Origin of the sequence: Brevibacillus porteri, assembly GCF_003013475.1 — a bacterium.
Taxonomy (GTDB): Bacteria; Bacillota; Bacilli; order Brevibacillales; family Brevibacillaceae; genus Brevibacillus; species Brevibacillus porteri.
Window position 1 is genome coordinate 1 of the sequence record NZ_PXZO01000010.1, and the last position, 18755, is coordinate 18755.

The window sequence follows — 18755 nt, forward strand, 5'->3', positions numbered from 1 at the left end:
CCATGCTGGGCGCACGGAAAAGGGGGCAACTCTGCAAGCTGCCCCCTCCGATTATTAAATCAGTTATCGCCGTAATGTCGACAAATCAAATGCTGGTACAAGCCCTTCCTCGGCTGCACGACCGAGCAAAGCCTCGACTGCTGCATAACCATCGTTACCCAAATTTCTTGTAAACTCATTCACGTACAAGTTAATATGTGCTTGCGCTACCTCCAGGGACAGCTCTTGGGCATGGGACATGACATATTGTTGTGATGCGGTCGGATTCGCCCAAGCATATTCCACAGAGGAGCGCGTCCAATTGGTCAGAGCCTCGATGTCCATTGATTTTTTCGCGATGATGGCCCCCAACGGAATCGGCAAATTCGTATCAGACTCCCACCAGTTGCCCAAGTCAGTCATAAGAGACAGCCCGTAGTTTTGATACGTGAAACGCGCCTCGTGGATCACGAGTCCCGCATCGATCTTGCCGTCACGTACAGCAGGCATAATCTCATGAAACGGCATGACGACGATCTCCCCTACACCACCCGGGACATTTTGTGCAGCCCAGAGCCGGAACAGTAAATAAGCTGTGGAGCGCTCACTCGGAACTGCTACACGTTTGTTGGACAGGCGTGCAGGAGCGTTCGCACTCTCGCCAGAATTTCCTTGGGTCAAAACAAGTGGCCCGCATCCTCTGCCCAGTGCACCGCCGCAAGAAAGCAACGAGTAGTTGTCCATCACCCAAGGCAATGCCGCATAGGAGATTTTCATTACTTCTGGGCCTTCCCCCTGTGCAGCAAGCGTATTCGTAATATCGATATCTGCGTACATAATATCGAGCTTTGGCGCTCCCGGAATTAAATCATGTGCCCAGGCATGAAAAACAAAAGTGTCATTCGGACATGGTGAAAACGCAATTTTCATGATAGTACCTCCCGTAGTACAGAGCTTCCCTTTTCCAGAGATTCCAACGCATCTTTTATCCGCCAAGCGGATTTATCCCGCGGTCCAATTGCATTCGATACCGTGCGAATTTCCAGAACAGGTCGTCTGGCAGCCTGGGCAGCAGTCGCAACCCCATACCCCTCCATCGCTTCAGCTAGCGCGTCTGGCATCCGCTGTGCCAAAGCCGCCGCTGTTTCCGCTGTTCCCGTCACGGTTGATAGTGTGAGTACAATGCCTTTTTTGGCGACCAAGCCTGCCACCTTCATTGCTTCCGTGACCCGTTCGACCATCTCTTGATCGACACTTACCCGAGCTGATCCAAATCCCAGCTCGTCCACACTGCAAAAACCCTCAGGCGTTTCTGCCCCCAAATCCGCACAAATAATCTCTGTCGCGACAACCAGCGACCCAATCTCTGCTTCTCCCACAAATCCACCGCATATTCCTGCACAAATGACCAGATCGTAGTCCGCGCAAGCAAGCGCTCTGGCTGTACTCGCTGCGGCTGCCGCTGGCCCTACTCCCCCAGCGATGACTGTGAAACGCTCATCCCCTTGAATGCCGCGCATTACTGCATCCCGTTCTGCGTCAACGGAGGTCACGATCAGAATGCTTCTATATTGTTGTGACAAAATCATTTGCCCTGGCTCCTTTCAACCGCTTTCCATCTTCCACGTTATCGCTACTTTTCGTTCGTGTAAAGCCGTTTAAAGAGTTTGTCAAAAGACAGGGAAATTATTACAATGATACCTGTTGTGCATTTTCGTTAGATGAGAGGTGACCGATCATGCTTCATCCACCGAATCCAAACACCCATCCCGACTGGCTCGCCCCCCACTCTTTGGCCTGGTACACTCAGCTGGGCGAAATGACTGGTGAACACGTATACCCGTGGCGCTCTACCATTACGGAACCGAATGGCGAGTCGCTTTTTATGGAAGAAATTAGTCGCATGGTTCCGAATCAATCCGTTCTCGACATCGGCTGCGGACATGGTGCATTCACACTGCACTGGACCCGTTCTGTCAAAGAAATTGTCGGCTTGGATGTGACAGAAAACTTTGTGCAAAAGGCCCGCACGCAAACACCCGAAAACGTCTCCTTCGTTGTCACCAATACGAAATATACTCTCCCCTTCCATGACGATACGTTCGATTGCGCCTACAATCGCAAGGGACCTACCTCCGCCTATCCAGATATAGCACGCGTCGTTAAAAGAGGAGGCTCCTTCATCGGATTACATCCGGGCGATCAGTTGTCCGCCGAATTATTCGAATGGTTTCCTCATTTATTTGGTTCACGTCCAGTGGACACTCCGATCCTGCAAAATTTGCAAGAGAGACTCAGACAAGCTGCTTTTCAGCGAGTGGATATTCAGACGGTGATCGCCACCGAGTATCTTCAGACCCCGCTCGATGTCATTCGCATGCGTTGCTTCGGACAAAGTCCCACTATTCTCTCGTCCGCCATCGAACAGCACATGGAGAGTGTTATGCCGATTTTTGACCACTATGCGACGTCTGATGGTCTACCAACTACGCACATGTATTACCTCGTTCGCACGATTGTTTGATTCGTCCTATAAAAAAACCTCCAGCCGCATTTGGCCAGAGGTCTTCACTCCGCTTATCCTTTTAGCAAATAGCTGTTGGCATCTTCATCCTGAAAAGTCGCATAGGTCCCCCACTGCATCTTGTTCAGTTCTCCTTGAAAAACAACACCGTTTGTGCGCATCGTTTCGTACGTCTTTTCAATTTCTGTACATTCAAAAACGATCGAGGCTTTTTGTTCCTGCCAGTTGCTCATCATACTTTTCGGATAGAGTACCAAAGCAGTCTGTGCACCTGCTGGTCCTACCTCCAGCCAACTGCTGTTTGGTCCCATCGGGTGCTCTTGCTTGACTTCAAATCCAACCTTTTCTGTCCAGAACACTTTTGCGCGTTGTTGATCTTCTACGTAAACAGCTACCGTTGCCATTTTGGTAATCATCATTTCCTCCTTACTAACTCGAACCTTATCATCCCATTCTAACCGAAAAAAAGTTTACTTATCGCTATCAGCACACCCAAATGTTGACATCAGTTTCATAAGAATTTATATTTAATTACGAAATGTAAGGAACCATGCATTGAATAACCTTCTCCCTTTCAATGCATCATGTTAGTGTAAAATCAAGTTGCAGGAGGAATGCAGAGTGGGTAAGGATTTTATTGCAGCCGTAAAAGACAGAAGAACGTACTATGGGATCAGCAAGGAAAATGTTGTATCTGACGAGCGTATTAAAGAAATCGTGCAGGAAGCAGTAAAGTACACACCATCCTCATTCAACTCCCAAAGCGCTCGCGTTGTTGTCCTCTTGGGTGCGGAGCACGATAAGCTGTGGAACATTACCAAAGAAACACTGCGTAAAATCGTTCCCGCTGAAAATTTCGGGGCCACGGAAGAAAAAATGAACGCTTTCGGTAGCGGCTACGGCACTGTTCTTTTCTTTGAAGACCAGAGCGTCGTCGAAAACCTCATGCAGCAATTCGCAGCGTACAAAGATAATTTCCCGATTTGGTCCGAGCAATCTTCCGGTATGCTTCAATATGTTGTGTGGACTGCGCTGGAAATCGAGGGCTTCGGTGCTTCCTTGCAGCATTACAATCCACTCATCGATGAAGAAGTCCAACAAACGTGGAACCTCCCGAGCGAATGGAAGCTGCGAGCACAAATGCCTTTTGGCAAACCAACCGCTCAACCAGGTGAAAAACAATTCCAGCCTTTGGATGAGAGAGTGAAGTTCTTTTCCTAAGTAACATTTTGTTCAATGTTCGTAATGGACGGCTCTGATTATTTCGTACTCGGGCCGTCTTTTCGTTTATTGAGCGATTGCTTTCCTCTTTCTTCTGTGATAGTATTAGCTTAAACAAAAGATTCCTATTTAAAGCGTTCACATATTGTAAAGGGTTTACACTTATGTTTGAACCTTTTACAATGTGTGAATTTTATTTTATCCATAAATAAAAGTTACATATTCATTTTATTTTGTTGGAGGTAACACCCATGCAAACAGGTACAGTTAAATGGTTCAATGCAGAAAAAGGTTATGGCTTCATCGCAGTTGAAGGCGGAAACGATGTATTCGTTCACTTCAGCGCAATCCAAGGCGACGGTTTCAAAACCCTCGAAGAAGGCCAACGCGTTGAATTCAACGTGGTTGAAGGCAACCGTGGACCACAAGCTGAGAACGTAACAAAACTGTAAATTAAACATAAAGCTGCCCTTGCGAATAACAAGGGCGGCTTTTTTTTCCAACTTTTTTTCTTCGCAAAATTCGTTCTTTGTTCCTAAAGAGCAGTTGACAATAGCCATGCCTCCCCATATAATCACTTTATAATGCAGAGTAAAGCAACGGCGCTTTCTAGCATAAGTTTCTAAAATGACACAATAAAATAAACGCCATTTGTATTTTTTGTTTATTTTTAGCGAGCTATGAAAGCGGTTCCAGCTGGTTGTTATTGCCATTACCTGTAAACAAGTTCATACAAAGTAAGCAAAGGCGCTTAGGATCTATCTCATTCATTGATGAGATCCTAAGTGCTTTTATTGTTTACATCCGCAAAAAGGTGGGATATCCATGGAGCACATTGGAAGCGTCATTATTTACATCATCATGTTATGTGCAGTGATTGGTGCCATTGCCGCGATTCGCAACGCCGATGAGGGTCTCGGTAAGGAGTTCATGGAAGGGATTCACTCAACAGGTTACATCTTCGTTCCTGCTGCCGGTATTATGGCATCCCTACCGTACATCTCTTGGTTCGTAGAAAAAGCGGTATCACCCATCTTCAACAAAATTGGAGCAGATCCTGCGATTGCGGCAACTGCGATTCTCGCATCTGACATGGGTGGCTATCAGTTGGCAAACCTCCTGAAGACCTCCACAGAAGGATGGGTTATGGCGATGATCGTCGGTCTGATGGCCGGTGCTACGATCGTGTTCTCCATCCCAATGGGACTTGCTATGTTGGACAAGCGCGACCATAAATACATGGCGCTTGGCGTAATGTCCGGTATTTTGACTGTTCCGATTGGTGCTTTTATCTCTAGTGCCATTCTTGTTTTGACAAATGCAGAGGTTCGTGCTGAAATCTCGACGAACGCTGAATCGACTTATGCTTTTGCCATTGGCTTCGGACAGGTACTTCTGAACCTTTCACCGATTTTGTTCTTCGTACTAGCGATTGCTGCTGGTCTGCGTTTCCTGCCAGACTTGATGATTAAAGGCTTCATGATTTTCGGGAAGACAATGGATGCAGCTATCAAGCTCGTTCTCGTATTCTCGATCGTGCAACACTTTACTGGCATCTTTACAAAGATTTTCGGAGCTTGGGGCTTCGATCCAATCATCGCCGATCCAACCGATCAATACCGTGCGTTGGAGACCGCTGGTTACATCGGTATCATGCTCGCAGGTGCGTTCCCAATGGTTTACATGCTGCGTAAATATGCAGCGAAGCCACTCGAAGCATTGGGTAATAAGCTGGGCATGAGCCCTTCTGGTAGTGCAGGCTTGCTCGCAACTAGCGCGAACATCCTGGCTATGTTCCGTCTCATTCGTTCCATGCCGCCAAAAGACAAAGTTATCAACATTTCCTTCGGGGTTTGTTCCGCTTTCTTGCTGGGTGACCACTTGTCCTTCTCGGCAAACTTCCAACCGAACATTATCTTGCCGGTTATGATTGGTAAATTGGGTGCAGGTATCATCGGGATTGCTTTTGCTTACTGGCTCTCCGTTCCGAAAGCACTTGAACTAGAAAAACAAGATCGTGCTGCAGGAATTATCGGTCCAGATGAGTACTTGGATCATCATAATAGCGCTCAAGCTGAAGTTGCAGCAACCAAACAATAAAAGCAAAAGAGCGGTCCTTCGTGGGCCGCTCTTTTTTCCTTTACACAACCTTCTGGTTCATCTCCCAAATTTCCCATGCAGGTACTGGCTTTTTTGAGCACCCCTCCATCGTTAATTCACGAGCTTCTTTTGACCACAAAAAAGGATAGATCGCGAACATTTCATCCCCTTTTAGCTTGGAAACGTCCATCTCCCAATCCTTCCAGAAAAATGTCGCATAAAACGTGTGGATATCCCCCGTCATTGCCCAGTGCAAAAAGTCGGTATAGCCAATCTCAAGATCCTCCCACGCGAGACTGTCCGGAGCAAAATACCATATACCGCCTACCGAATCTGGAAACATTCCACCATTGATCGCAAAGAATCCCCCTATGACATCGTCTGCTACCAACAGCATCTGATTCATGGCACATTGCTGATTCCAAGAAGTGATGGAACGGGGTAAATTCGGATGACCTGACCCTAGAATCCTCAGCCAGCCTTGGTGAATCAGAATCCCGCCTGTTTCAAAAGCAACAGCCCCTAGAGTTGACCTCGTCGTTACTTGTAAATCAACAAGCTGTTTTTCCCCTTTCTCCTGTTCAGATGGAAGAAGGGTAATCTTTCGGTCTGATGCTGACTGCCATTTTTTTATCTCTTCGATCGCTGAATCCTTTTCGCAGTACAATTCCTCGAAGCTTTTCGTTTCAGCCTCCACTCCAAAGTTATTGGCGCGGCGCCCATAAGATGACGCTCACTCCGATCAGGCAGATAATAGCGCCTACCCAGTCATACAAATCAGGTGTCTTTTTATCCACCAGCCATCCCCAAAAAACAGCAAGAATGATAAAGACCCCTCCATAGGCGGCATATACCCGCCCGAAGGAAGGGAAGCTTTGAAGCGTAGGAATGATTCCGTACAACACCAGGATCAGCGCCCCGACGATACCGTACCAGTATGGCTTGGACTCCTTTAGCCAAAGCCATACCAAATATCCCCCGCCGATTTCGGCCAATCCCGCTAAAATAAACAATAGTATCGATACCGTCATCCATGTTTCCTCTTTTCCTATCAAAACGAGTAAGTGCAAAGATCACGTCTATTATCTGATTGTCCCTCATAGTCTGTATATGTAATCATCACATTGGCTCGCCATGACGGACGAATCTTCAAAATCTACCCTTGATGGGCAGCCTGTGGAGAGCAGCACAGATCTCCTTTCCCGATTCAAGTGCAGATTTCAGGCTCCCCAAAACATGAGACCAAGTCATTTCGTGCCAGCCCCGAGCCTTTTCCCACTCCTCTCCCTCTTTCCAACCGAAATGCTCGACCAATACTTGCGTTTTCCCCTCTGCTTCAGACAAGGTGACAAGCACGTAAGTCAAGGCATCCTCGTGATTCATGGTATCTGCGAATTCATCCGGTCCCTTCCATGTAAAGCCCAAACGCTCCTTCGGTTCAAAATGGGTAATGATGCACCCTTTCGTCCCCATTTGGTCGCGATTGACTGGATTGAAGTATAATTCGTACGTTCCGCCCAGATACGGCTCAATCGTTGCATCAGGCGCAAACCACTGAACAAGCCGTTCCTTTCGTGTCCATGCCCACCAAACCAGCTCTATGGATGATGATACTTCTATCTCCGCTTTGAGGAAACCCATTAAACTTCCCCCCAACTATTTTCCTAACAGTTTGAAAATAGCAATTTCTGTATATCCAGTCAATACAAACACTCGCTATCTCCAATTTCATGCCTGAACGAGATTTTAAGCGTATAAATGAGTCTGAACAAGTCTGAATGGAATATTTTTTACTAAAAAGTGTAATTGTGCAGTAATCGCATAAGAATGAATGCTATAATAACTAAGTAAGTAAAAAATTTCACAATGGGGAGAGGAACGATGGAACAACCACTTGCAAAATCGACTCATCAGAAATTACCCATTGGAAAATTGCTCAAGAGGGTCTTCGGTATCCTGATTGGTGCTTCCCTGTTCTCGGTAGCACTCGAGATTTTTCTCGTACCGAACAATATTATCGACGGTGGAATCGTAGGTATCTCGATTATTACCTCGCATCTGTCTGGATTGCCTCTTGGCGTTTTCCTTTTCGTGCTTAACTTGCCCTTCTTAATCATAGGGTACAAGCAAATCGGAAAAACGTTTGCACTCTCGACCCTCTTTGGGGTTACGATCATGTCAATTGGAACGACACTCCTTCACCCTGTCCCAGGGCTAACGGATGATCCCCTGCTTGCAGCTGTATTTGGCGGCATACTTCTCGGGATTGGTGTAGGACTTGTTCTTCGCTATGGAGGCTCTCTGGATGGTACAGAGATCGTCGCTGTACTACTTAACAAGAAATCTCCGTTCTCCGTTGGTGAGATCGTTATGTTCATGAACTTATTCATTTTGAGCAGTGCCGGATTTGTATTCGGTTGGGATCGCGCGATGTACTCGCTGATCGCCTACTACATTGCATTCAAAATGATCGATCTGACCATCGAAGGCTTCCAGGAGTCGAAAGCGGTATGGATCATTAGCGACAATCACAAGGATTTGGGAGATGCGATTGTTGCTCGTCTGGGACGTGGTGTGACCTATTTGAATGGTGAAGGCGGCTATACTGGAGACGACAAGAAAGTAATTTTCTGCATTATTACACGATTAGAAGAAGCCAAGCTGAAGCTGATCGTGGAAGAAGTTGACGAGAATGCCTTCTTGGCTGTCGGCAATATTCACGATGTGCGCGGCGGGCAGTTTAAGAAGAATGCGATTCATTAGAGGGAAAAAAGTGTACCCTATAGAGCAGACTTTTGAAAAAGTCGTTCTATAGGGTATTTTTGTAATTACGTTCTGTAAAGAAATGTCTACCATTTGTTTCCACAAGCTGATAAATAGAGTACGATATTCGTATCACTCATGGATGAAGGAGGTTTTCTCAGTGAATCACGCATTCTCGATAGAACGAGTTCCTTTTGAACAGAAGCACGCTCTCAAGCAACTGTTGGAGCTGTATACGTACGATTTCACTGAGTTTGAGCCTTTCGAAGTAGATGACAACGGCTTGTTTGGCTATGACTACTTTGAGAAGTATTGGGTAGAACCAGAACGCCATCCCTTTTTTATCAAGGTAAATGGTAAGCTGGCCGGGTTTGTCCTTGTCCGCATGCTCACAAGCTCTGGTCCAAATTTGCCATCGATCCACTCCATTGCCGAGTTTTTTATCATGAAACGCTACCGTCGGCTGGGGATCGGAAAAACGGCCTCCCATCAAATCTTCAAAATGTTCCCGGGTGCCTGGGAAGTCTTTCAATTGGAAAACAACATGCCTGCTATCGGCTTTTGGCGTGCCAGCATCCGAGATTACACAGCCAATCACTATCAAGAGCGTCAAGAGGATGGCAAAGTCATTCAAACGTTTATTTCGAAACCGTAATACTAGAAAAAGCCAAGGGACAATGCGAATCCCTTGGCTTTCCTTATAGAAACCAGCTAGCTGGTGACCGCAGGAAACGTCATTACGACAACAGTTCCGCTACCCAGCTTGCTGTCCACCGTAATCTCTCCCCCGTGAGCCAAGACCAGCTGCTTGGCTATCGCCATGCCCAGCCCCGTTCCACTAGTATTCTCTCCTGTATGCCCACCTCGATAGTATCTTTCGAACAGATTGGCCAGCGTCGTCTCATCCATACCCGGACCATCGTCCGCAATTTTGACCATAAATTGATCTGCTGCAATCGACTGCACCTCTACGAGCACGTGTGTACCTGTCGGGGTATACTTGATCGCGTTTGTCAAAATGTTGACGATGATGCGGCGAAACCAGATTGGATCGACCTCGGCTGTTATCGATTGGACATTCGCCGAAAATTCGATGTCATGCAAAGAAGAGCTCGGATCGTTCACCATATCCACCACAATCCTGCGAATGGTTTCTACGATCGCGACAGGTTGTTTGACCATCGGCAAAGCTTGGTTCTTAAGTCGATAGGTCAAATTCAAATCCTCAATCAGCCCGTTCATGTAGTCTGACTTTTCCCGTATCGTTTTCCCAAATTCGCTGACTTCTTTTCTGTCCCACTCGTACTGGTCGGACTCCAAAAAGGTAGCATAACCGTAAATCGAGCTCAGAGGTGTCTTGAGATCATGGGAGAGCCCGGTAATCCATTCCTCTCGCGTCTGCTCGATCTCTCGTTGAAGCTTTTCATTGGAACGCAAGGTTTCACTCAGATGCCGGAGAGCGTCAAACACATCCTTGAACACACGAAATGACTTCTTTTCTTTCCCACGCCAATTCCTTCCGATTGGTTTTCCTTTTTTCCCGATGGGCTCCTCATAGCGACCTTGGGCCAGTCTTTCCAGCCAATTCACCATATGCAAGAGCGGCTTACCTACCCGCCACGCATACCAGCTACCTGCGAATAAAACGACCAGGATCAAAACAATACCGATCTGAAGGAACGTTTCCTTGACCATGGCATCCTCAGACGTCTCTTGGACACCAGACTGATAGGTTGGATTCGGAATGCCCACTACGTATGTCAAATCGCTATTTTTGTCATATCTGCTAGTGATATGAACAGGAACATTTTTGGCTGTCTCACCATTCTGAAGAACTTCCGTCATATCTAACTGGGCGGAAGCGTTCGGGTGATTCCATTGATGGATGAGTTTCCCCGCACGATCGTATACCAAGTACCATGCCTTTTCTTGGGAAAAGCTTTCGTTCAACTCATCCCATGTCTCCTTGCTCTTTCCCGTTTTTGCTGCGATCAGGCGCTTCATCATTTCTTTTTCGGGAGCGGGTGTTCCATAGAGGATAATAATGTTCTCGTCAGATTGGTTAATGACCCAATTTGTAATGTGATAACGAGAAGCATCACGATTTTCTACATAAGCGATCCACTCCCCTGGCCCAAATTGACTGGGAACATCAGCAGGTGTCCGATAGTTGTACAGAATTTTGCCGTGCTTGTCGATGATCTGCAACCAGCCTTGATGTCTCGCCACGCTTTTCTCGATTTCCGGCTCGACGTGAATACGCTCCCCCTCATAATCAATCTTCAACGTCAAATCAGACGCATCCAGCCTGGACAAATCGATGGACAATTGCTCGTTCATGATCCGCCAGCCTAACCCCAGCATCGCGATAATCAGAAATAGCAGTAAAACGAGGAGAAATCCGAACAGCTGCCGGACATATTGAAAGATCAGCTTATTCCGCAAATTCATGACTGTCTTGCCGGGCTAACCAGCTTGTAGCCCAGCCCTCTCACCGTGACCAGGAGCTTTGGCTGTCCCGGATTTTCTTCTATGCGCTGGCGCAGCTTGTGAATGTGCACCATGACAGTATTTTCATCAAACATTCCGTACTCGTCTTTCCATACATGATCGTATATTTGTTCTTTCGTAAATACTCGGTTTGGATTCTGGCAGAAGAAGACGAGCAAGGAAAATACTTGCGCCGGGCAGTCTACTCGCTCTCCGTTCACGAATAGTTCGGCTGCCTCCACATTTACGTGAAAACGTCCAAAATCAAAGCGTTTTTCTTCCGTCGATGGAACAGATCCCCCCAAGGTTCTGCGCAGATGAGCCTTCATCCGGGCCACGACCTCTAACGGATGAAACGGCTTCGTAATATAATCGTCCGCTCCATAAGCGAATCCGCTTAATTTATCAAAATCTGTGCCCTTTGCTGTCAGAAAAAAGATCGGTGCCTTTGTTCTCTGGCGCACTGCTCCGCACAGCTCAAATCCATTTTTATCAGGCAGCATCACATCCAGAATCAACAAGTCGTATGTCTTCTCCTCCACAAGACGAATCGCCTCTGCTGCTGTCGTACATGTATCGATCTTGACAAAGCCTTCCTTTTTCAGCACTGTTTGGAGCATCTGCAAAATCGCTTCTTCATCATCTACCAGCAAGATTCTTGCTTCTTTCTCCATATCCGTTCCCTCCCCTGCTGTCATTCATTCTACCATGAGAAACGACGCCAACAAAAAAGATAAGGAAATGGTAAGGTAGCGTTTTAGTAGGGGAAAGGTCTGGCCATTATGATGAAGGAGAAAGGAGCGGATTCACCTATGTGGGCTATTTGCCAACACGAATTTTTTCGGTTGTTTAAAAGTATCAAATCGTTAATTACCGTTGCCTTTATCGTAGGCATCTCGTACTTGGTTTCTGACCTCGTCAATCAGGCAGCAAGCTTTCTGCCACAACAGGAGCTGGCGCAGGGACATGCGCTTGGTATCTTTGTACTTATCATGCTGTTTGGGCCGTTGTTTGTATTCAGCCTGTCCCATGATGTCATAAATCGTGAGCTAGCGGGCAGGACGATTCGCTTTCTCGTTACCCGGACTTCACGCAATCAGATCATTTTAGGGAAATTTCTCGGAGTGGCGTTCTTCTGGCTAACCTGCATGTTTATTACGTTTGGCGTAGTTTTAGCCACCGTGCAAACGTTTGACGCCAAGACCTTTTACCTCTGCGTATCCCTGCTTATCTATTGCATCTCGCTGGCACTGCTGCTCTCGCTCGTGATACCTCGCCCCAGCTACACAATGTTTTTGGGAATTGTGATCGCACTGATTATGCCAGGTCTCGGTCTGTGGAGCACCTTCTCCAGTCACCCAGCAGCACCATGGATTAAATATTTGACACCCTTTTCATTTATGGAAAAAGGTGGCGCCTGGACCAGCTTCATATGGCTCTATGCAGCAGCTTTCCTAATCGCTTCTATGTACTTATTCCGACGGAGGGATTGTTAATGGCAATAATCGAGACCATACAGTTGAACAAGCGCTTTGGCAATCGCACGGTCGTGAATGACGTCAGTCTTACTGTGCACAGCGGGGAGATTTTCGGATTCCTCGGTCGAAACGGCGCAGGAAAATCGACCTTTATCAATATGCTGACAGGTATTCTGATTCCGACAGCAGGCACCATTCGCATGTTTGGAGAAGATGCCCATACAGAGGGATGGAAAAAACGAATTGGCGTACTGCCGGATTACTCCACCTTCTACGACCATCTCTCTCCTGCGGAGCACCTGCACTATTTCGCTCAGGTAAAAGGCGTCACACTGACAAAGGAAGAATGCATGCGTATCCTGACAGCCGTTGAGCTTGAGGAGCATGCATCCCGCAAAGCCAAAACCTTTTCCTTCGGGATGAAAAAGAAGCTGGGTATTGCCCAAGCATTAGTCGGAGACCCAGAGCTCATCTTCCTTGATGAACCTACTTCTGGCGTAGACGTCGAATCAGCCCTGCATATTCAAAATTTGCTGCGCAAGCTCCATCAAAAAGGTAAAACGATCTTCATGACCTCGCACAATTTGAATGAAGTCGAGAAAATCTGTACCCGCATCGCCATCATGAAAAGCGGAAATATCAGTTCACTCGGCACTCTCGATGAGTTGCAAGCTGCCCATCAGGCATGGCGATCTGTGCATGTGCGCCACTCGGCTTTTGCTACAGAGGATTCTGGAAACCTGCGCACCTTTATTGAGTCACTCGGGCGCAATACGATTTGGGAAGACGGGCGTCTCTCGATCCAGGTCGATGATGATCAAAAAGTGGCAACCCTCGTTCGTGCTCTTGTTCAGGGACGCGTGGATATTTATGGCGTGAACGTTGAAGTACCTTCGCTCGAACGAATCTTTATGGGGGAAGAAGCTCATGATGCTTAATCTCGTTTTTGCCCTGCTTCTATCCGGGATGCTGCTTTTCAACATCTCGATAGGAAAAAGCGTGACCACCGGAAGTATGTCAATCACGATTGGCCTGATTGTCCTCAATCTCATCTTTTTCATCACAAAGTACAGGAAGAGTCAGCATGAAAAAATGAAAGATCAGGTTAGTAGAAACCATCGATAATCAGGCTCATGTAAATGGGGGAAGATTCGCATGGCCAGTAGATATCTGGAGTTTGCCGTTATCCTGACAGGGATGTTACTGTATAAAATCTTTTGGGGAAATCTTACACCGGGAGCTATTGGGATTTTAATTGGGCTGATTATTGTTACTCTCATCCTTTTCATGAGAAAGCAGTACGCAAAACGTGAGGAACAAAAGAAGCAAGAAAATACTTAGAAAAAAGCAGCTTGATTGCCACCGAAAACAGCTATGGGGCAACGGGCTGCTTTTTTCTACAAGATTGCGAGAAGTTGATCCAGTCGTTCAATGACAGCGAATGGCTGATGCTCGGAAGTAGGCTTCTTCCCACCTGGATTGATCCAAACCGCTGAGAAGCCTGCGTCCATCGCGCCTGCTACATCTGCCTCCCACGTATCTCCAACGAACAGCACCTGTTTGCTCTCAACACCGAGTTTTTCACGAACATGTTCATATATGCGTAGATCAGGCTTATGATGTCCGATGATTTCGGAGATAAACACCCGCTCCCGAGGAAAATACGCAGACAAACCCAACCGCTCCACTTTGATAAGAGCCATATCGACAGGGCCATTGGTGACAATCCCTAGCGTATGCTCTTCTGCCAACTTCGCAATGGTAGACTGAACAGTGACATCTGGCTGGACTGCATCCATACATGCCGCCTGATAGGCGCGTTGAAAATCGTCGACCTGCTCCACTTCAATCTGTCGGTTACAATCAGCCATGGCTCGCTGAAAACGTAACCTTCTGTATTGCGTAAAATCGTAGCGTTTGGCAATCACATCGACCCACAAATCATCTCCGTGGCGCCGCAGAGCCTCAAGGAATTTCTCTTGGTCTAGTTCTGCTGTAAGTGCATGGGCCGCGATCGTCTGCTGCATCCCTTTCTCCCAGCAAGCTGAAAAATCGAAGAGAGTGTCGTCGAGATCAAATAGGATTGTTGTAAATTTGGACATGGCTGAGTTGCGTCCCCTTCCCTTTTTCTTGCTGTTTCATTGTGCATATGACTCTGTCTTTTGTTATGATCATTGTAACGGAAAAAGGAGGTGGAAACATGTCTAACGAAAAACTGGATATTTTGATAGAGGGTATGAATGAGTTGCGTTTGGTTGCTCATGCTCTTATGGATCGGCAGGACGAATTGGATGCCAAGATGGAAGCTTTGACTATGGACGTTCACCAGTTAAAAAACGATGTTGCCGAACTAAAGCAGGATGTTGCTGCGTTAAAGCAGGATGTTGCTGAGTTAAAGGAAGGTCAAGATCGCCATGAGCGTATCTTGGAGACATTGGCGCTGCGCGCTCTCGAATGGAATAATTTCCGCCGAGATTTCATTCGCAAGTCATCCTGATGCCTTTAGCTTTTAGGCAATTCTACAAGCAGTGTCTCTTTTAACTCAACTGGCAAAGAAATAGACTGGCGTGTATTCGCATCGATCATGACCATTGTCACATCGGCGTCCGCCACTAATACCTCTGCAGCGTTGTACAGCTCTTGGCGGATGACGAAGCTTTTTTCACCCACCTTGATCACCGTAGTAAGCGCCGTTACCTCTTCACGCATCTTCAACTCTTTGCGGTAGTTAATATTTATATTGACCACTACCGGCATGATGGCCCGTCGCCTCAATTCATCCAGTGTAAATCCTTGCTCCCATATCCACTCAAAACGCGCCCACTCCATGTACTCTAAATACTTAGCATTGTTCACATGTCCGATTACATCAATATCAGTAGAACGCACAGTTAAATTATAGCGATGAGCCATCGTTCTCACTCCTTGTTTTTCTTCAGTATAACGAATTCAGCTACCTGAGTGAACATTCATTCAAAATATTCCGAATGATCATGCTGTTCTTTCCTGATCTTTTTCCTATAATAAAAATAAACACCAGAAAGGAAGATTGGATGTTCGAACAAGAACTATTGCCGACCTTGCAAACAGCTCGCTCCCGGTATCAGGATGCACTCGTCCATTTGAATGAAGCCGAGCTTGGCTGGAAGCTGGCCCCGGGCTCCAATTCCATCGGATTTTTGATTCATCACATCGCGGAAGTTGAATATCGATTCTGTATGATGTTTTTCGGCAGAGCAATCCCGTCCGAAATCACCCTCACTACAATTGGACCTGTAAAGGATGAAGGAAATTTTACCGACTTGTCTGCCTTGCTTGCTTTCAAAGAGGCTGCCTACCATCACTTGCTGGATTCTCTGGCTACCCTGCCAAAAGACGCGTGGGACATCCCCTGTGAAGCACCGATTGCCACGTTGACTCCCCGTCAGGCACTTGGTCGTCTGATCTATCATATGGGCTACCACGGCGGGCAGATTGGACTTATCCGCAAGTACGGAGGACCTCAATGAGTCTCATTCTGACAGGTGAGCGGCTCATCATTCGCGAATTGCTGCGCGAGGACTTACCCGACTTACTCGCCACCTACAACAGTAATCCAAAGTACAATCAGCTTCGAAACGGCATGAGTACAGTAAGTCTTGCTGAACTGGAAGCCGAATATGACGCCACCATACGCATACCTTCCGGACATTGGCTCGCCATTACTCGTGAAGGTACGATCATCGGAGTCATCCATATCGTCCTCTCCAGTGAAAACGATCCAAAAAGCTGGATTAGTCTCTTGCTACTGCATGCCGACTATCAGCAGCAGGGCTTTGGAAAAGAGGCAGTGGCGCTCATAGAAGACTACTGCATCCAACATGGCAGTCAGCATGTTCATCACGGTGTCATTGCGCATAATGAACCCGCTCTTCTTTTCTGGGGGCGGCTTGGCTATGAGCAGTATCGTCAGGTGAAGGCACCAGTCGGTCGTCTGACACAACCGGTGCTGCTGGTAGCCAAGTGGCTAACCCCTACAAAGTAAGGAGGTGAAATATATGAACCGTCGCCTTTTTGAAAATGATGTGCCCTGCCTCCTCTCCTAGTCGGTGAGGAAGCGGTTCTCTTACTGCCTCCCGGCTACGGAATAACGCTCGAATGATTGATTCATTATTCCGGGAGGGACTTGTTATGTCACAATCACAATGGAAGCAAATGTTTTTGGGTGCTGTCTGCCTAACGCTCGCGGCAGCGATCTGGGGCGGTGTTTATGTAGTCAGCAAGGTCGTGTTGGAAGTAATTCCACCGTTCACACTATTGATTTTGCGCTTTTTCATTGCTTTAGTCGTGTTGGGGACATTTACCGTTGCTCACAAGGAGCGTGTCGCGAAAAAGGATTATCCTCTACTGATGGCCATCGCATTCGTCGGGGTCACGATCTCAATCGCCGCGCAATTTCTTGGTACCAAGCTGTCTACTGCCCACATGGGTGCATTGATTACCTCCGCATCGCCTGCCTTTATTGCCATTTTTGCGGTCTGGCTACTAAAGGAGCGCATCCATCTGAAGCAGGCAGCGGGTATTTTGTTAGCGACGATTGGTGTGATCATCGTCATCGGTGTTCCAGATCAAGCTGACGCCCAGTCTTCCCTGACAGGCAACCTGATTTTGCTCGTAGCAGCGATTAGCTGGGGATTGTATACCGTTCTCAGCAAAAAGGCAACGCTGCGCTATTCGTCCCTGCTAGTCACTACCTACGTTGCATTGTTTGGCATCATCTTTACGAGTCCGCTCATGTTTTGGGAGCTGTCTGCCACGCCTGTCTCCTGGCAATTTGGTTGGGACATCTGGGCAGGCGTCCTCTATATCGGGGTGATTTCTACCGCAGGTGCTTTTTATTTGTGGAACAAAGGCTTCGAGCTGATACCCGCAGGGAGTGGGGCTGGGTTCTTTTTTGTTCAGCCCATTGTCGGTGCATGTTTAGGCTGGCTGTTGCTACATGAACATTTGGGTGTTGGCTTTTTCGCTGGCGGCGCATTTATTTTCCTTGGTGTCGCCTTGTCCACTCTGCGAACACGTGAATCGACGAAGGAACATCCTCTCCCCCATTACAACGAGAAGCAAGGCTAAAAATCATGTATGCTTACATGCTACGAGGACTTCCCATTCGTTGGGAAGCCCTCGTTTTCTTATGCTTATGGACGAAAATATTGTCGGACGCTTCCTTTTTCGAAAGATAGCTCCACTTCAGCAAATGCTCCATTAATAAACGTGATTTGTGGCGGTATATGCCCGCAATCTACATCGTAGAGGACAGGAACTTGCAGCTCAGCAGCCAACTCCTGATAGACGTCTTCCACGGTATAGCCGTCGACCGCCTGATTCGCTGGACTGCGCCCAAACATGATCCCCGCACAATGATCGAACCATCCGGCCAGCTTCATCTGTACCAAAGATCTGCGCAGATCGGTCGTAGAAAGCTCACAGTTTTCCAAATACCAGATGATCGCTTCATTCCCGATCTGTTCTTTTTGAAACGTTTGCACGTCCCCATACGGTGTGCCGATCACATGCCGAATGGTATCGATACAGCCGCCAAGTAGCCGGCCCTGCATGTTTACGTGGGGAGTAGTCTCTGTGGTTTTCCATACAGTCGGTTCTGTCAGGTGAAAGATATGCGGCGAAGGATTCGTATGCTGCCATTCCTTTTGATACATCGGGGAAGAGTACTGCAACACAGATTCGCCCTCTTTCGTTGACAGAACCGTTTCCCACATGGCGGTCGTCTCATCCATATCTGCTCCACGCAAATCCACCAGATTCGTCCCATGGGCAGTAGCCATCCCCGTTTTTAATGTAATCGCGAGCAACAGCACACTCACATCTGAATAGCCTAACACCCATTTTGGTTGCATGGACTGAAAATCAAGCTTGTCTAAAATCTCAATCAGCAGCTCGCCACCCCAGGGAGGGATGATGATATCGACGTCTTCCTCTTGCATCAGGGAGTTCCATTCGGCTGCGCGTTTTGTGGCAGGAGCTGACTTGGCTTTTTCCTGTGTCCAGACTGTATCTTTGCAAACGATGGAATACCCCCTGCTCTCCATACGACTACATGCCAGTCTGATTAGTTCATGCAAATACGCTGGTACACCAGATGATGGCGCAGTTACCCCTATAGTAGCGCCCTTTTTTAACGATGGATACGTGATCATGCTTCT

General features: G+C 47.3%; 25 protein-coding genes. 14 read left to right on the forward strand and 11 right to left on the reverse strand.

Features of this window, described 5'->3' with window-relative positions; translation table 11 throughout:
- Positions 1-63: 63 nt before the first annotated feature.
- Together C7R92_RS06885 and C7R92_RS06890 are read right to left on the reverse strand one after the other, a co-directional pair.
- Positions 64-909, reverse strand: coding sequence for a 1,4-dihydroxy-6-naphtoate synthase (locus C7R92_RS06885; protein WP_106833676.1), 846 nt, complete (start codon positions 907-909; stop codon positions 64-66).
- Positions 906-1568, reverse strand: coding sequence for a futalosine hydrolase (locus tag C7R92_RS06890; protein WP_106833677.1), 663 nt, complete (start codon positions 1566-1568; stop codon positions 906-908). The genes C7R92_RS06885 and C7R92_RS06890 overlap by 4 nt, the downstream gene beginning before the upstream one ends.
- Positions 1569-1717: 149 nt before the next feature.
- On the opposite strand from C7R92_RS06890, the gene C7R92_RS06895 reads away from it, so the two are divergent.
- On the forward strand, positions 1718-2503 hold the full coding sequence (locus tag C7R92_RS06895; protein WP_106833678.1) for a class I SAM-dependent methyltransferase: 786 nt from the start codon (positions 1718-1720) through the stop codon (positions 2501-2503).
- A gap of 53 nt (positions 2504-2556) precedes the next feature.
- On the opposite strand, the gene C7R92_RS06900 is transcribed toward C7R92_RS06895, so the two are convergent.
- Positions 2557-2919, reverse strand: coding sequence for a VOC family protein (locus tag C7R92_RS06900; RefSeq protein ID WP_106833679.1), 363 nt, complete (start codon positions 2917-2919; stop codon positions 2557-2559).
- Between the two features lie 205 nt (positions 2920-3124).
- Here C7R92_RS06900 and C7R92_RS06905 point away from each other — a divergent pair, with 205 nt between their 5' ends.
- From C7R92_RS06905 to eutH, 3 genes are all read left to right on the forward strand, one after another.
- Positions 3125-3724 carry a nitroreductase family protein gene (locus C7R92_RS06905; protein WP_106833680.1) on the forward strand — a complete coding sequence of 200 codons (600 nt, stop codon included), beginning with the start codon at positions 3125-3127 and terminating at the stop codon, positions 3722-3724.
- A 251-nt stretch (positions 3725-3975) separates the two neighbouring features.
- The gene (locus tag C7R92_RS06910; RefSeq protein ID WP_007725380.1) at positions 3976-4176 is read left to right on the forward strand and encodes a cold-shock protein; all 201 of its coding nucleotides are present in this window, start codon (positions 3976-3978) and stop codon (positions 4174-4176) included.
- 373 nt (positions 4177-4549) lie between these two features.
- Positions 4550-5824, forward strand: coding sequence for an ethanolamine utilization protein EutH (gene eutH, locus C7R92_RS06915; RefSeq protein WP_017250064.1), 1275 nt, complete (start codon positions 4550-4552; stop codon positions 5822-5824).
- Between the two features lie 40 nt (positions 5825-5864).
- Here the strand turns inward: eutH and C7R92_RS06920 are convergent, their stop codons facing one another.
- The 3 genes from C7R92_RS06920 to C7R92_RS06930 form a co-directional block, all read right to left on the reverse strand.
- Positions 5865-6491, reverse strand: a complete 627-nt coding sequence (locus C7R92_RS06920) for a DUF2625 domain-containing protein (protein ID WP_244195674.1) — start codon at positions 6489-6491, stop codon at positions 5865-5867.
- A gap of 37 nt (positions 6492-6528) precedes the next feature.
- The gene (locus C7R92_RS06925) at positions 6529-6855 is read right to left on the reverse strand and encodes a YnfA family protein (protein ID WP_106833682.1); all 327 of its coding nucleotides are present in this window, start codon (positions 6853-6855) and stop codon (positions 6529-6531) included.
- Positions 6856-6973: 118 nt separating this feature from the next.
- Positions 6974-7465 (reverse strand): SRPBCC family protein, encoded by a 492-nt coding sequence (locus C7R92_RS06930; RefSeq protein ID WP_244195675.1) that lies wholly within the window; start codon positions 7463-7465, stop codon positions 6974-6976.
- 240 nt (positions 7466-7705) lie between these two features.
- Here C7R92_RS06930 and C7R92_RS06935 point away from each other — a divergent pair, with 240 nt between their 5' ends.
- Complete coding sequence (locus C7R92_RS06935; protein ID WP_106833683.1) at positions 7706-8587, forward strand: YitT family protein; 882 nt, start codon at positions 7706-7708, stop codon at positions 8585-8587.
- A 160-nt stretch (positions 8588-8747) separates the two neighbouring features.
- Positions 8748-9242, forward strand: a complete 495-nt coding sequence (locus C7R92_RS06940) for a GNAT family N-acetyltransferase (RefSeq protein WP_069846785.1) — start codon at positions 8748-8750, stop codon at positions 9240-9242.
- A 56-nt stretch (positions 9243-9298) separates the two neighbouring features.
- Here the strand turns inward: C7R92_RS06940 and C7R92_RS06945 are convergent, their stop codons facing one another.
- Positions 9299-11038 (reverse strand): sensor histidine kinase, encoded by a 1740-nt coding sequence (locus C7R92_RS06945; protein WP_106833684.1) that lies wholly within the window; start codon positions 11036-11038, stop codon positions 9299-9301.
- The gene (locus tag C7R92_RS06950; RefSeq protein WP_106833685.1) at positions 11035-11751 is read right to left on the reverse strand and encodes a response regulator transcription factor; all 717 of its coding nucleotides are present in this window, start codon (positions 11749-11751) and stop codon (positions 11035-11037) included. Before C7R92_RS06950 ends, C7R92_RS06945 begins: the two co-directional genes overlap by 4 nt.
- Before the next feature lie 108 nt (positions 11752-11859).
- Here C7R92_RS06950 and C7R92_RS06955 point away from each other — a divergent pair, with 108 nt between their 5' ends.
- From C7R92_RS06955 to C7R92_RS06970, 4 genes are read left to right on the forward strand one after another with little or no spacing between them, the layout of a single operon-like run.
- A complete protein-coding gene (locus tag C7R92_RS06955; RefSeq protein ID WP_106833686.1) occupies positions 11860-12573 on the forward strand; it encodes an ABC transporter permease in 714 nt (237 codons plus the stop codon).
- Positions 12573-13493, forward strand: coding sequence for an ABC transporter ATP-binding protein (locus C7R92_RS06960; protein WP_106833687.1), 921 nt, complete (start codon positions 12573-12575; stop codon positions 13491-13493). The genes C7R92_RS06955 and C7R92_RS06960 overlap by 1 nt, the downstream gene beginning before the upstream one ends.
- Positions 13483-13680, forward strand: a complete 198-nt coding sequence (locus C7R92_RS06965; protein WP_069846795.1) for a hypothetical protein — start codon at positions 13483-13485, stop codon at positions 13678-13680. The genes C7R92_RS06960 and C7R92_RS06965 overlap by 11 nt, the downstream gene beginning before the upstream one ends.
- A 30-nt stretch (positions 13681-13710) precedes the next feature.
- Positions 13711-13896 (forward strand): hypothetical protein, encoded by a 186-nt coding sequence (locus tag C7R92_RS06970; RefSeq protein ID WP_106833688.1) that lies wholly within the window; start codon positions 13711-13713, stop codon positions 13894-13896.
- A gap of 56 nt (positions 13897-13952) precedes the next feature.
- Here C7R92_RS06970 and C7R92_RS06975 read toward each other — a convergent pair whose 3' ends face one another.
- Positions 13953-14657, reverse strand: a complete 705-nt coding sequence (locus C7R92_RS06975; protein ID WP_106833689.1) for an HAD family hydrolase — start codon at positions 14655-14657, stop codon at positions 13953-13955.
- Positions 14658-14755: 98 nt separating this feature from the next.
- Between C7R92_RS06975 and C7R92_RS06980 the strand changes: the two genes are divergently transcribed.
- Positions 14756-15052, forward strand: a complete 297-nt coding sequence (locus C7R92_RS06980) for a hypothetical protein (protein ID WP_106833690.1) — start codon at positions 14756-14758, stop codon at positions 15050-15052.
- Positions 15053-15057: 5 nt separating this feature from the next.
- Here the strand turns inward: C7R92_RS06980 and C7R92_RS06985 are convergent, their stop codons facing one another.
- Positions 15058-15468, reverse strand: a complete 411-nt coding sequence (locus tag C7R92_RS06985) for an acyl-CoA thioesterase (protein ID WP_017250051.1) — start codon at positions 15466-15468, stop codon at positions 15058-15060.
- 140 nt (positions 15469-15608) lie between these two features.
- Here C7R92_RS06985 and C7R92_RS06990 point away from each other — a divergent pair, with 140 nt between their 5' ends.
- From C7R92_RS06990 to C7R92_RS07000, 3 genes are all read left to right on the forward strand, one after another.
- Positions 15609-16064, forward strand: a complete 456-nt coding sequence (locus tag C7R92_RS06990; protein WP_017250050.1) for a DinB family protein — start codon at positions 15609-15611, stop codon at positions 16062-16064.
- The gene (locus C7R92_RS06995) at positions 16061-16579 is read left to right on the forward strand and encodes a GNAT family N-acetyltransferase (RefSeq protein WP_106833691.1); all 519 of its coding nucleotides are present in this window, start codon (positions 16061-16063) and stop codon (positions 16577-16579) included. Before C7R92_RS06990 ends, C7R92_RS06995 begins: the two co-directional genes overlap by 4 nt.
- A gap of 146 nt (positions 16580-16725) precedes the next feature.
- Positions 16726-17664 (forward strand): DMT family transporter, encoded by a 939-nt coding sequence (locus C7R92_RS07000; RefSeq protein ID WP_106833692.1) that lies wholly within the window; start codon positions 16726-16728, stop codon positions 17662-17664.
- A 65-nt stretch (positions 17665-17729) separates the two neighbouring features.
- Here the strand turns inward: C7R92_RS07000 and C7R92_RS07005 are convergent, their stop codons facing one another.
- Positions 17730-18749, reverse strand: coding sequence for a S66 family peptidase (locus C7R92_RS07005; protein WP_106833843.1), 1020 nt, complete (start codon positions 18747-18749; stop codon positions 17730-17732).
- Positions 18750-18755: the final 6 nt, after the last annotated feature.